General features: G+C 61.2%; 10 protein-coding genes and 1 pseudogene. 5 read left to right on the forward strand and 6 right to left on the reverse strand.

The features are described from left to right. Nucleotides 1-81: 81 nt before the first annotated feature. The gene (locus K3M67_RS20680) at nucleotides 82-1,275 is read right to left on the reverse strand and encodes an IS91 family transposase (protein WP_285833157.1); all 1,194 of its coding nucleotides are present in this window, start codon (nucleotides 1,273-1,275) and stop codon (nucleotides 82-84) included. Between the two features lie 4 nt (nucleotides 1,276-1,279). Then, complete coding sequence (locus K3M67_RS20685; protein WP_247230379.1) at nucleotides 1,280-2,185, reverse strand: tyrosine-type recombinase/integrase; 906 nt, start codon at nucleotides 2,183-2,185, stop codon at nucleotides 1,280-1,282. A 537-nt stretch (nucleotides 2,186-2,722) separates the two neighbouring features. Between K3M67_RS20685 and K3M67_RS20690 the strand changes: the two genes are divergently transcribed. Both K3M67_RS20690 and K3M67_RS20695 read left to right on the forward strand, forming a co-directional pair. Continuing rightward, on the forward strand, nucleotides 2,723-3,328 hold the full coding sequence (locus tag K3M67_RS20690; protein ID WP_285833258.1) for a helix-turn-helix domain-containing protein: 606 nt from the start codon (nucleotides 2,723-2,725) through the stop codon (nucleotides 3,326-3,328). Continuing rightward, a complete protein-coding gene (locus tag K3M67_RS20695) occupies nucleotides 3,325-4,539 on the forward strand; it encodes a type II toxin-antitoxin system HipA family toxin (protein ID WP_285833259.1) in 1,215 nt (404 codons plus the stop codon). The genes K3M67_RS20690 and K3M67_RS20695 overlap by 4 nt, the downstream gene beginning before the upstream one ends. A 355-nt stretch (nucleotides 4,540-4,894) precedes the next feature. Here K3M67_RS20695 and K3M67_RS20700 read toward each other — a convergent pair whose 3' ends face one another. Then, nucleotides 4,895-6,331, reverse strand: a complete 1,437-nt coding sequence (locus K3M67_RS20700) for an IS1182 family transposase (RefSeq protein ID WP_285833260.1) — start codon at nucleotides 6,329-6,331, stop codon at nucleotides 4,895-4,897. Nucleotides 6,332-6,564: 233 nt separating this feature from the next. Between K3M67_RS20700 and K3M67_RS20705 the strand changes: the two genes are divergently transcribed. Next, entirely contained in the window at nucleotides 6,565-6,696 is a 132-nt protein-coding gene (locus tag K3M67_RS20705) for a hypothetical protein (RefSeq protein ID WP_285833261.1), read from the forward strand. A 20-nt stretch (nucleotides 6,697-6,716) separates the two neighbouring features. Here the strand turns inward: K3M67_RS20705 and K3M67_RS20710 are convergent. Beyond that, nucleotides 6,717-7,538 (reverse strand): annotated as a pseudogene (locus K3M67_RS20710) (transposase); the annotation flags it as partial. Nucleotides 7,539-7,637: 99 nt separating this feature from the next. On the opposite strand from K3M67_RS20710, the gene K3M67_RS20715 reads away from it, so the two are divergent. After that, a complete protein-coding gene (locus K3M67_RS20715; protein WP_285833262.1) occupies nucleotides 7,638-8,747 on the forward strand; it encodes an IS110 family RNA-guided transposase in 1,110 nt (369 codons plus the stop codon). Nucleotides 8,748-9,043: 296 nt separating this feature from the next. On the opposite strand, the gene K3M67_RS20720 is transcribed toward K3M67_RS20715, so the two are convergent. Both K3M67_RS20720 and K3M67_RS20725 read right to left on the reverse strand, forming a co-directional pair. Further along, on the reverse strand, nucleotides 9,044-10,147 hold the full coding sequence (locus K3M67_RS20720; RefSeq protein ID WP_285833263.1) for an IS630 family transposase: 1,104 nt from the start codon (nucleotides 10,145-10,147) through the stop codon (nucleotides 9,044-9,046). A 164-nt stretch (nucleotides 10,148-10,311) separates the two neighbouring features. Continuing rightward, a complete protein-coding gene (locus K3M67_RS20725; protein WP_285833264.1) occupies nucleotides 10,312-11,874 on the reverse strand; it encodes a Y4lR C-terminal helical domain-containing protein in 1,563 nt (520 codons plus the stop codon). A gap of 288 nt (nucleotides 11,875-12,162) precedes the next feature. Here K3M67_RS20725 and K3M67_RS20730 point away from each other — a divergent pair, with 288 nt between their 5' ends. Next, nucleotides 12,163-13,203 carry an IS110 family RNA-guided transposase gene (locus K3M67_RS20730; RefSeq protein WP_285833265.1) on the forward strand — a complete coding sequence of 347 codons (1,041 nt, stop codon included), beginning with the start codon at nucleotides 12,163-12,165 and terminating at the stop codon, nucleotides 13,201-13,203. Nucleotides 13,204-13,414: the final 211 nt, after the last annotated feature.

The following is a 13,414-nucleotide window of genomic DNA, read 5'->3' on the forward strand; positions in this document are numbered from 1 at the left end:
TCGATTGCGGAATGGGCATACACTGGGTCATCGGCCAGGCCGCCATGGGCGTGACCGTCGTGCAGTCTGAGCCATGCCGCATCATGGCGCATTCCCCCGGATTGGCGATGCCGATGATGGTGGCGCGCGGGGCTGGCACCAGCGGGCGAAGGCCTCGATGATGGTCATGTGCCCGCCGCAACATGGGCATGGTGGGCGATGGTCGGGAGGTTCGTCGGGTTCGGGCTCCTCGACCGGTACAGCAACGCCCAGCAGGCTGCGGGCCAGCGCCATGGTGTCGTTGTGGGTCGAACTGGCGAGCAGGCCGTAATGCCGGATGCGGTGGAAGCCGCGCGGCAGAACGTGGATCAGGAAGCGGCGGACGAACTCGTCGGTCGCCAGCGTCATGACCTGCTGGCGTTCAGCAGCAGGGCGGCGATAGTCCTTGTAGCGGAACGTCACGCCGGTCTCGTCGAAGCCGAGGAGCCGCCGGTTCGAGATGGCAACCCGGTGCGTGTAGCGCGAGAGATAGGCCAGTACCGCCTGCGGCCCGGCGAAGGGCGGCTTGGCATAGACCACCCAGCGCTTCTTCCGGATCGGCGAGAGATGCCGCAGGAAGGCCTTGCGTATCTCGAGGCCAGCCAAGGTGCTGAAGAAGACCAGCTTGCCGGCATCGAACAATGCCAACAGGCGAGTGAGGAACAGACGGCGGAACAAGGCGCCAAGCACACGCACCGGCAGCAGGAATGCGGGGCGCGACGAGATCCAGCGCGTGCCGTCGCGCGCGATGCCACCGCCAGGCACGATCATGTGCACGTGCGGATGGTGGGTCAGTGCCGATCCCCAGGTGTGCAGCACGGCGGTGATGCCGATCCGCGCGCCAAGGTGCCTGGGATCGGCGGCGATGATCAGCATCGTGTCCGCGGCTGCGCGGAACAGCAGGTCATAGACCACCGCCTTGTTCTGGAAGGCGATGTCTGCGACCTCGTTAGGCAGGGTGAACACGACGTGGAAGTAGCCAACCGGCAACAGGTCGGCCTCGCGCGCGGCCAGCCAGGTGCGCGCGGCGGCGCCCTGGCACTTGGGGCAGTGCCGGTTGCGACACGAGTTGTAGGCGACCCGCCAGTGCCCGCAGTCGTCGCAGGCCTCGACGTGACCGCCCAGCGCGGCGGTGCGGCAGTTCTCGATGGCCGTCATGACCTTGAGCTGGCCGAGGCTGAGATGCCCGGCATGGGCCGCGCGATAGGCCGGCCCGCTGCTCCGGAAGATATCGGCGACCTCGAGTGAGGTGCGCACCGGCTCAACCGGGAGGTGCCCTGCCTTCCATCACGGCCACGATCTGGTCGAGCGGGCTGGCCACCGCCCGCATCGTCTTGCTCGAGACCTGGGTATAGATGCCGGTCGTGTTGATGTTCACGTGTCCCAGCAGCACCTGGATGACCCGGATATCGACGCCTTGCTCGAGCAGGTGAGTGGCAAACGAGTGGCGCAATGTATGCGGGCTTACCCGCTTGTGGATCTCGGCGCGCTCGGCCGCTTCCTGCACGACGCGGTGCAACTGGCGAGCCGAGACCGGATCTGTGCCGCTGCGGCCGGGGAACAGCCAGCCATGAGGTAGCATCACTCCGCGCCGCTTGCCTTCGCGCCACCATTGACGGAGCAAGTCCAGCAGGTGCGGTGAGAGCATGGCGTTGCGGTCCTTGCGTCCCTTGCCCTGCTCGACGCGGATCATCATCCGGGTGCTGTCGATGTCATCGACCTTGAGGTGGGCAACCTCCGAAACCCGCAGGCCCGCGCCATAGGCCACGCTGAGGGCCGCCTTGTACTTGATGCCTGGCGCAGCCTCGAGCAGCCGCGCTGTCTCCTCGACGCTCAAAACCACCCGCAGTTTGGGTGTGAAGCGAACGACGACCAGCGCTAGGGCCATCTCCGGCCGCCTGAGGGTTATCCCGAAGAGGAACCGCAGTGCCGATACCGCGCCATTGATCGTAGCTGGACCAACGGCGCGCTCGTGCTGGTCAACCTGAAAACGCCGAAGGTCTTCCACCGTGGCCGTGTCCGGGGGGCGGCCGAGAAACGCGGCGAAGTTCCGGACATGTCGGATATAGTCATTCTGCGTGTGCGCCCCGAAGCCACGCATCGTCATGTCCTGCAGCATCCGCTCACGCAGCGAATGGGTCGGGGCAGCGGTCGTGATAGCATCCATGGTAAGTTCCTCTCCGTTGAAGGAACTCCACCGTCGGCGGGCGACGCCGCCCCACCGAAAGCCTCACCAATACTACGCTACGTCACCCCAAGCGACCCTCCCGCGGAGCGGGTTCGTGCTCTGGTCGACCCCTGCCGGAATAGCGGACGGACCGCTGCTGGGGATCGATAATCGGCGGCTGAACGGCAAGAATGGGTCGGTTTCGCCGGGTCGCAACGCCTTGGGTTGGGACTTAGCCGCCGTTCCGCATTGCAACTGGGTATGTCCGCGTATGCCGAAAACGGTCACTCCTAAAGCGCCTTTAGCCCCGCGCTACCAATGCCGCCGCGTCGGGAGCCAAGTCGTCTCGGCCGGCTTTTACTTCTTCCCGGATCATTGGTCAGGCGGGGCAATATCCTCGCGAAACTGCAAGATGTATATGCTGAAACATATAATTGTTACCATGAATATGCTTGGACATATTTCCGATTGAGTTCATCGCGCTATTTGATATGCTCAAGCATATAATATTAACAAAATATATGCCAGGATAGATAAATGAGCGCGGGAAATGAAGGGATAGCGGCGAGTGTCCGTGAAGCACGTATCGCAAAGGCACTGACCCAGAAGGAGCTGGGGCAGCGCGTTGGCTTGCCCCAAAGCCATATCTCCAAAATCGAAAAAGGCACGGTTGATCTCAAACTTTCAAGCCTTGTCGAGATCGCGCGCGCGCTCGACCTTGAGATCACGCTGGTGCCGCGCAAGGCTTTGCCTGCCGTCGAGGGAGCGGTGCGCGCGCATGGCGCGACCGTTGAAACAAGCCGCGCAGTGAGCCTGCTCAACGAACAGGCGCAAATCGCAGAACGGATCAAAGCAAACTTCCCAGACCTCTCTCAGGTTGAAGGCTTCCAGAATGCGATCCGGAGCATCCCCAGACTGCAATTCGATGCAGCTCAACTCAAAGCCCTCGACGAGGCCTTGCAGCCAGCAAAACGGCTGAAGACGATCATCGAGGCGCAGGGCGGGGCGGCGGCTCTCGCCAAACGCATTGAGGAGGCGACTTCGGCTCTCCGGCATTTCCGCAACATTCAGGTGCATCATGCGCCGTTGATCGAGGCCGCACGCCAGCTTCCCGCTTACCGGCTGGAGGAGGATGACGCATGATTGACGCAGCCGCTCTCGACATACTCCTGCATGATCGCCGCATCGGGACGCTCGCGCGCCTCGATGGCGATCGTAGCATCTTCACGTTCGACGAGGCCTACCTCGCCGACGAAGAGCGCCTGACGCTCTCGCTTGCCTATCGTGACCAATATGGCGCGATCATCAATGCGCCTCGCGCCTATCAAACACAGATCGAGCCGTTCTTCTCGAACCTTTTGCCCGAAGGAACCCTGCGCGATTATCTTGCGCGGCGTGCAGGCGTTAAGTCCGTGCGCGAATATCTCCTTCTCGCGCAGCTTGGCAGAGACTTGCCAGGCGCGGTCAAGGCCGTGCCCGTCGAGGCGCGTGACGTGCAGCCTGAAGACGCAGGCGAAGAAGGCGTTGCAGCTGAAGCCAAGCGCGCACTGCGCTTCTCACTCGCCGGCGTTCAACTCAAATTTTCAGCCCTGAAGAACAGGGGCAAGAATGGTGGCCTCACCATTCCGGTGAGCGGCACGGGCGGCGACTGGATCGTCAAACTGCCGTCAGCCCGTCATCCCGATATTCCGGAAAACGAATTCGCCGCCATGAGCTTGGCCTCCAAGCTCGGGATCGATGTCCCCGAAATCGATCTTCTGCCGCTCGAAACAATCGACGGATTGCCCGACGGGATCACCCGATACGGGGCGTCGGCATATGCTATACGCCGTTTCGACCGGACCGAGGCCGGACCCGTCCACATCGAGGATTTCGCGCAAGTCTACGGCGTCTATGCCGACGACAAATATGAGAACGCGAGCTACCGCCAAATTTTGTCGGTGCTCGCGATCGAAGCCGATGAGGCAAGCTCGGTCGAATTCATCCGCCGGCTCACCTACTGCGTGCTGATCGGCAATGGTGACATGCATCTGAAGAACTGGTCACTGACCTATCCCGATCAGCGCCGACCTATCTTGGCGCCAGCATATGATCTTCTCTCGACCGTCGCCTATATCCCTGAGGAGGATGCTGCCCTCAAATTTCATCGGTCACGCGAATGGGAGTCCTTCACCTACCGCGAACTGGAGACGATCGCCGACAAAGCGCGGCTGCCGTCGCATCTGGTTATCTCGACAGCGAAGGAAACAGTAGAGCGGTTTGACGGGCTTTGGGAGCAGGAAAAGACGCATCTCCCCTTCTCGGGTGAGGTCATTGCCGCAATCGAAAAGCACAGAAAGCGCCTCGCAGTCTGAACCAACTGCAACAGAATGCGCTTGCATCGAAACATTTGGCGCGCTGCAGCGGGAGGGCCTAATGGGGACAGCGGCGCGACGATACTGCAATGAGCACAATGATCTTCGGCGCAGCACCCTATTCCGAAGCCGTGGTCGAAAGTGTGGCAGCGCTGCAGTAGAAGCTGAATGAGACGCCTTCGCGAGACTGAGGGCGTAGCGCCAAGATACATTGATCGCGAAGCGTAACCGCGGCGGTATCCGAGAGTGAACGCACCGCCCAAATCGCGTCTGATCTTGGGACAGGCCGTGTAAAAACGCGTCGGCAGACGAACGGCGCTGATTTCGGACTGGCGCGGAAGGTTGCCGTTCACGCTCAGGTCTGGATTGCGGCGATCATCGCCGGGACACCGAGGATGGCGACCAGCCTTTTGAAGTTATAGGCCAGGATGTGGAGACTGGCTTCCGTTCTGACGTGTTTTAGCGTCTTCATTTGGAAGTGGGTCGAGCCCATCCAGGATTTCAGCGTGCCGAACGGATGCTCGACCGTCTGTCGGCGGATTCGCATCGCTTCTGGCCTACGATCGAGGCGACGCTCCATTGCCTCTACGACTGCCTCATGCTCCCATCGTCTGACCCGCCGTTCCTTGCCGGTCGTGCATTGGTCGTGGAGCGCGCATGTCTGGCAGTTCGAGCTCCAGTAGCTATGCATCGTTAACCCGTCCTCGACCGAGGTGTAACGGTAGATAAGATTTTCGCCGGCGGGGCATCGATAAACGTTTTCGTGCTCCAGGTAGACGAAGTCCGGTTTGCCAAAGCGGCCTTGTGCCTTTGCCCCCGAGGTAAGCGGTCTGGGCACGAATGCGGTGACGCCCATGCCCTCGCAGGTCCGGATATCCTCGCCCTTGAAGTAGCCCTTGTCGGCAATGGCATCCAGAGCCTCCACGCCCATCGCATCCTTGGCCTTTGCCGCCATGGGTGAGAGCTGTCCGCGATCATACCCAGTGTTCAAAAGCTCGTGCGCGACAATGAGGTGGTGCTCGGCATCGACGGCCGCTTGGAGATTGTAGCCGACGATGCTTGTGCCGCGGCCCGCGCTCGCCATGGCGCGCGCGTCCGGATCGGTCAGCGACACCTGCTGGTCCGGTGCATTCCGGACTTCGTCTTCACGCGCTGCCAGGTCCCGCATCTGTGCACGCAACCGAGCGATCTTCTCCCTCAGTCGCTTCGCCTTCGGCTCGGCAATGTCGCTTTCTTCGCGGTCGGCACGATCAAGCGCGTCGAGATACCGGTCGATATTGTCCTGCACCTGCTTCATCCGCGAGGCGACTTTCGCGGCGGTGTAATTCTTGTCGCGGTTGTTGACCGCCTTCATCTTGCTCCCGTCGATCGCGACGACTGCCCGCGTAAACAGGCTCAATCGCCGGCACAGAACAATGAACTGGCTGCACACAGACTGGATTGCAGCGCTGTTTGCCTGGCGGAAGTTGGCGATCGTCTTGAAGTCGGGCGTCAATCGCCCCGTCAGCCACATCAACTCGACGTTCCGCTGGACTTCACGCTCGAGCCGCCGGCTCGACTGGACCCGGTTCAGATAGCCGTAGAGATAGATCTTGAGCATCGTTGCTGGATGATAGGCAGGACGGCCCGTCTCAGCCGGCGTCATTCCAGCGAACTGCAGCGCCTTCAAATCGAGCGCATCAATGAAGGCCTCGATTGCCCGAACCGGGTTGTCTTCTGACACGTAATCATCCAGCGAAGCTGGCAGCAAATAGTCCTGCCGACGGTCTTCCCCTTGGACGAAACGAGCCATTCCAAAGCCTCCCGAAACGCGAGAGAACCATAGCATATTCGGGCGTTTTTACACAGCCTCGGGACAAAGCGGTCATTCCTTGGGACCCAACTGTGTGGCGGCATTGGGGACAACGCACGAACCCGCTCCGCGGGAGGGTCGCTTGGGGTGACGTAGCGTAGTATTTGTGAGGCTTTCGGCGGGGCGGCGTCGCCCGCCGACGGTGGAGTTCCTTCAACGGAGAGGAACTTACCATGGATGCTATCACGACCGCTGCCCCGACCCATTCGCTGCGTGAGCGGATGCTGCAGGACATGAAGATGCGTGGCTTCGGGGCGCACACGCAGAATGACTATATGTGGAGCGGCGTGCAAAATTGGCTCTGACGCGAATTTGGTGACCGAGTTCATGTTGCGGCGGCGATGAGCCTTGCCTCAAGGAGATCGAGTTTGGCGCGGCCGTACATTTGCCGTTTGACGAGCTTCAGCTTGGTGATTTGGCCTTCAGTCTGCCCGTTTGACCAGCTCGATGCGATCGCGGCGCGAACGGCATTGATGTCCCTGGCCATGCCGCGGGCGAAGGAGTTCACCAAACTCTGATGGGCTTTCTCAAGCCAGGCATCGAGAGAGGATACCGCCTTCTTTCGTAGCATGACGTGGAAGGCGTCAGTGATGTCGTGCGCTTCGACAAGCTGCGGCACGGATTGCTCGATCGCCGCGACGGTGATGGTTTCAGCTCTGGACAGAGCTTCGCGCTCCGCTGTCATCAGTCGCGCGATGGTTCGAGCCGAAGGAACCCGGTGCAGACCCTCCGCCCTTTCCGCCCGCCGCTTCCGCGTTGCCCATTCGGTCACGACCCGAAGTGAGCCGCCAAATCCTTGCTGCCGCATCTGTCGCCAGAGCTCGGCGCCGTTGCGCCGGCCCTCGGCCCATTCACCATCCAGCCAGGGTAGCCAGGCTTCAAGCGAATTTTCCCGTGTCCGAAAGATGTCGGTCCGCTGGCCCCGCAGCACAGCCCGTACATAGCCGCGACTGTGCCCCGTCCGGCGAACGATCTCCTTGATAGCGAGCCCAGATCCAGCCTGCTTAAGAATGACCTCATTGGCCTCTTGCCGGCGAAGATAGCCCTCATATTGTAACCGCTCGGCGGCCGTGAGCAGATCCGGATTGACTATGGTCGTGCCGATCGCGGTGCGGATTTCGCGCATTGAGCAACGAACGGCATCTAGACCACATGTTCGCCTGAGGCGGGGCAAGCCCGTCTCGTAATATGCAGTGGTGAGGTCGCGCCGAGCTGGTCCGCGCGATCTCCTGCATGGAGGCGAACGATGACCAAGGCAGTGAAGTATGTCGGCTTGGACGTGCACAAGAACACGATAGCGGTTGCGGTTGCGGAGGACGGCAAGCGCGGGGAGGTGCGCGAGCATGGGGAGATCGCCAACACGCCGGCGGCGCTTACGAAGTTGCTCGGCAAGCTCGGCGGCTCAGAAGTCGAGCTGCACGTTTGCTACGAGGCCGGACCATGCGGTTACGGCATTCAGCGTCAGGCAGCCGCTGCTGGCCACAGGTGCGTTGTGGTCGCGCCATCGCTGATCCCCAGTCGACCTGGCGATCGGATAAAAACAGATCGCCGGGACGCGGTGAAGCTTGCCCGCTTACATCGTGCTGGCGAGCTCACGTCGGTATGGATCCCTGACCGTGCTCACGAAGCAATGCGAGACCTTGTCCGAGCCCGACTGGCCGCCGTGCGTAGCCTGCGTCATGCCCGCCAGCAACTGTCTGGCTTTCTGCTCCGGCACGGTCATCACTATCACCGCCCGGCGTGGACCCAGATGCACCGGCGCTGGCTGTCTGGCCTGCGCTTTGCCGAAGATGCGCATCATATCGTACTGGAAGACTACATAGCGACGGTCGATGCAGCCAAGGAGCGGCGCGACCGCCTGACGGTTCAGATCGAGAAGCGCCTGGCGGACTGGACGCTGGCGCCGGTCGTGGAAGCTCTGCAGGCGCTCCGGGGCATGGCGATGGTGGCAGCAGCCACCATTGTAGCTGAACTGGGCGACATCAGCCGGTTTTCGAAAGCTGAGCAGCTGATGTCCTACCTGGGGCTGGTACCGTCAGAGGATTCCAGTGGGAAGCGGCGCCGACAAGGGGGCATCACCAAGGCGGGGAACGGTGCGGCCCGGCGCATGCTGGTCGAGGCGGCATGGAGCTACCGTTTCCCGGCACGGATCAGCAGAGAACAGCTCCTGCGTCAGGAGCAGCTCACCGCATCGATCCGTGCGATCGCCTGGAAGGCACAGGAGCGGCTCTGCCTTCAATATCGCAAGCTCAGCCGGGCCGGCAAACCGGTCACAACGGTCACCACGGCGATCGCCCGTCAGCTCGCCGGCTTTGTCTGGGCAATCGCTCATGAGGTCAGCATGCCGAAGGCGTAATGGTCGCCATCGCGAGAGAAAAGGAGACCACCCCTGCATAACCCCCTTTCTGTATTTGGACAAAGTTGGGGGCACGACACGGTAGGAGAACCCTCGTTACCACTAACAGCCGGACCTCGGTCCGACGCTGGTTCCTAGACAGAGGAAGCTCCGCGACGCATCAGGTCCGGCGGTATCCAACCCGCGTATCAGAGCATGATCAACCGTCGTTTCGAGGCCGTGCCTCCTACTTTGTCCATCTACGGACCCGTTCGATTGCTTCTTGCCGCTTAGCGCCAGGAAGCAATTTGCCGTGCTCAATTCTTGAAAAGGCGAACATGAGAGTGGATTGATTCCAACACTTGGTGCCCGCGCCGCACAGCGCCGATAATTTCGTCCGGATCGGCCCTCCAGACGAAGGGGCGCGGGTCCTGGTTATGCTCCTTGATAAATCGGTTGATAGCGGCCTGTAGATCGACGACGGAATGAAAGATGCCGTTTTTCAACCGCCGCCTCGTGAGCTTGGCAAAAAAGCCTTCGACGGCATTGAGCCACGAGCAGGACGTCGGGACAAAGTGGAAGGTCCAACGCGGATGCCTGGCCAGCCAGGCACGGACTTTGGGCTGCTTGTGGGTCGCATAATTGTCCAGGATGACGTGGATGGCCTTATCGGCGGGCATTTCGGCTTCGATGGCGTTCAGGAAGCGGATGAACTCCTGATGCCGGTGCCGCTGCATGTTGCGGCCGATCACGGAGCCATCCAGGATATTGAGAGCAGCGAACAGGGTGGTGGTCCCGTTGCGCTTGTAATCGTGCGTCATGGTTGCCCCGCGACCGCGCTTGAGCGGCAAGCCCGGTTGAGTGCGGTCGAGCGCCTGGATCTGGCTCTTTTCGTCGACTGACAACACGATGGCGTGGGCAGGCGGCGAGACATAAAGCCCGACGACATCGTGCAGCTTCTCGGCAAAAGCCTTGTCGTTGGACAGCTTGAAACTGCGCCACCGATGGGGCGCCAGACCGTGGTCGTGCCAGATCTTCACAACTGATGATGCCGCGATACCAATGGCTTTGGCCATCGCGCGCACCGTCCAATGCGTAGCTTCATGGCTGGGCGGTTCCAGCGTCAGCGCGACGACCTTGTCGACCAGAGCCGCATCGAGAGGAGCGATCCCGGGAGGCCGGGTCTTATCGCGCAGCAGCCCATCCACGCCTTCGGCCATGTACCGTTCCTGCCAGCGCCAAACGCATGTCTTCGATTTTCCTGTCGCCGCCATGATCGCCTGGGTGCCCAGGCCCTGAGCTGTCAGGAGAATAATCCGTGCCCGCCAGACATGCTTCTGCGGCGAACCGCGCGCAGCAACAATCGCTTCAAGCCGCTTCGTGTCCGCTGCAGTGACCTCGATCTCGATACCCGTTCTCATGCCGCATCGTCGCACGACACCAACAGCATGGGAATCCCTCAAATGGACTCATTCGTTCCGATCAATCCACTAGGGCCTGCCGATAGCCGACCTGCAGGTTGCCCAGCGCGCTGGGAACAGGCCGTACTCCGCATTGCGAATCCTGCGCCCAGTTGGTTTACGGATCAGGTCCGGGCCGCCTCCGCCGTTTGCACGGCGATGAAGCGCGCTAGTGGAATCTCGGTAAGAGGTCGTTCCGAAGCCATCTCACGAGCGACGAGCGCCATTTCTATCCATTCCGAACCGTGTTCTTCAGCTCGCTGTGCGAAGGCGCTCCAAGCGACGACGTTGGCCCAAAAGGCCCGCTTCGGCTCCAGCACGTTCTTGATTATCGCTGCGATCCGGTCTTCGATCTTGCGCGTGCCCTTGATCGCTGCGGCGACGTCGTCGCCAGTCTCAAACCAGGAATCTAGCTGAGGGTTAGTCGCCAGCCAGCGGCCAGACGCGCGCACTGCCTTCTCCACCGCCTTGGCATCGATCGCTGCAGTGTCGGCGCCCGCGAGCATTGAGGCAACGAGATCGTCCACAGAGACAGGCTTGGGCGCGACATCCGAGAGCCCAATCAGGTTGATTGCCTGAACGAGGCCAAACGGGGGGGCAGAGCCAAGCGGCCCATCCGCTAAGGCGCTGCTCAAGAGTAAGGACGTGTCCTCGGCCGTCGTTTCATGGACCGACATCTCGAACGCAATATGGTCAAGCATGTCATCGATCTCGGGCCTGGTTAGCGAGCTTGCCACCCAAGCATCCCGAACACCATGACCCTGCTTGACCAGAATCGATACGAGTGCATTCTTTCTTCCCTGCTTGATCGAAGCAAACATGCTCTGGGCTCCCGCCCCATCGCGCTCGGATATTAGAAGTTCCCTGACCTGAATTGCGGGGCGCTTCTCCGGCACTGTTTCGACAGTCCGCGCTGCTTTGATGATCGCGTCGATCGCACGGCGTCGATCTTCCGACACCCAGTTGCGCATCAGCATAAGGTTCGTAATCGACGTTGCTGACACAAGCCCTCGACTGGCAGCCTCTGCTATCATCAAAGCCAACGGTGTAGCGATCGCGGGGGGGGCAAGAAGCCAACCGATTGCGGCCTCGCGCAGACTGGAATCGTCCGCGAAGACGAGCCCTTCCAACAAGCTGAGTTGCAGTTCGGCAGGCATGGCCGCCGTCAGTTCGGCGAATTGGCGCTGGATCAGGAACGGGTCGCCCTCGCAGGATTTCACCAATTCCTTCAGCATCTCGTCAACATCAGGCGTCGGGAGATTCTGCTGGCCAGCGCCGGTCTGGACCATCGCGTTGCGTATATCTTCTCCCACCTCAATCCCAGCCCGTGAAAATGCCGATACAAGAGCCATGGCTGCGGTGGGCACGAGCTTGCCGGCAAGCATTTGCTGAGCGATGGTGACTCGGACATTCTCCATAGCCATAGTCGCATGGCCGTCGCCGGCTTCACTTCTCTGGCGTAGCTGCTCGAGAGTCTGGCCAAGCATGAACGAATATGCGTGATGCATCATTACGTCGGGCCGCTTTTTACGCCCTTCTGCGCCGGTGAGATCAACGATCAGCAATAGCGCTTCGGGTTGCGCTGCCAGCATATCTCCGACGCTGTGGGCACCGGGCGACAATTCGCCCGTCCGGATATCCTCCCGAACCATGCGTGCAATCTGCTGGATGGCGGCACGTGGCGTCACGATTGATGTTCCTTTCTCGCACGGCAATTGCGTGTTCGGTACAACTAGAGGTGGCGCGGCAGCAACCCCATGGTGCCCGTAGGATACATAATGCCCGAGCCCCAAGCCGTCATGCCAAAAGCCGATTGACGCATCCTTTTGTGGAATGCTTTGTAGCTGCCGGCCGGTTAGCGTTCAGTCCTGCGACAGTCGGCTGGGAAACCGGATAGGGTGGATGGCTCCCGCTCACGGCATCTAAGTGCCAAGATGGGTTGCTGTCATGCAAACCCGAGCCAGGAGCCACCCGCCATGGAGATTAGCACGATCGGCCTGGATTTGGCCAAGAACGTTTTTCAGGTTCACGGTATTAGCACGACCGGAGAGGTCGTAATACGCAAGGCGCTGCGGCGATCGCAGATGCTGCCGTTCTTCGAGAAGTTGCCGCCGTGCCTGGTAGGCGCCGAAGCTTGCGGGACGTCGCATCACTGGGCGCGCGAACTGACCAAGCTGGGTCATGAGGTTCGGCTGATGCCGGTGGCTTATGTGAAGCCCTATGTGAAGCGCGGCAAGAATGATGCCGCCGACGCCGAGGCGATCTGCGAAGCGGTCACACGTCAGACGATGCGGTTCGTGCCCATCAAGTCGCGCGAGCAGCAAGCGGCGTTGTCGCTGCATCGCGTGCGCAGCCTGTTGATCAAGCAGCGCACGCAGTTGGTCAACATGATGCGCAGCGTGCTTGCCGAGCTGGGGATCGCCATCCCCGTCGGGATTGTGAAGGCGCTGCAGATGGCGCGAGAGATCGTCGGCGAGGAGTCTGAACTCGATTTACCGGCCGAAGCGTCGAACGTCGTCGCAGTGCTGGCAGGGCAACTGCTCCAGCTTCACGCCCAGTTGCGCAAGCTCGACCTGCGTCTCGCCGCTCTGCAGCGGAGCGACGACAGGGCCCGGCGCCTGGCGACGATCCCTGGTATCGGGCCGATCGGCGCGACGGCGCTCGCGGCATCGGTCACCGATCCCACGCAGTTCGCTTCGGGACGCCAGTTCGCCGCTTGGCTGGGGCTGACCCCGCGGCAGAGTTCGAGCGGCGGCAAGGAACGCTTGGGGCGCATCACCAAGATGGGCGACAGATATCTGCGGCAGCTTCTGATCGTCGGTGCAACCGCGCTGGTCCGATACGCCAAGCAGAAACCCAGCACGGTCGATCCGCGCTTTGTTGCCCTGCTTGCCAGAAAGCCTGCACGCGTCGCCTCGGTCGCCATCGCCAACAAGATGGCGCGGATCGCATGGGCAGTCATGGCGCGCGGCGGCGTCTTCGAACGAGGGCATGCGCCTATGCTGACGGCAGCATAGATCAAGAGTTAGCTGAGGAGATCAGCTTCACGAGGTTGTGAGCGCAAAGGATTTGATGGCAATACCGGTCGGACCGGGAACAAGGACAACCCAAGGACTGTCATAGGCGTAATAGCCTGCAAACCCGATCGGACCTTGTTCGTGGACCCCATCAGGGCCAGCAGTCTACACCGGCTGCATCAACAGGCCGGACAGACGACTGCACCCGACG

It is taken from the genome of Sphingobium sp. V4 (assembly GCF_029590555.1).
Classification (GTDB): domain Bacteria; phylum Pseudomonadota; class Alphaproteobacteria; order Sphingomonadales; family Sphingomonadaceae; genus Sphingobium.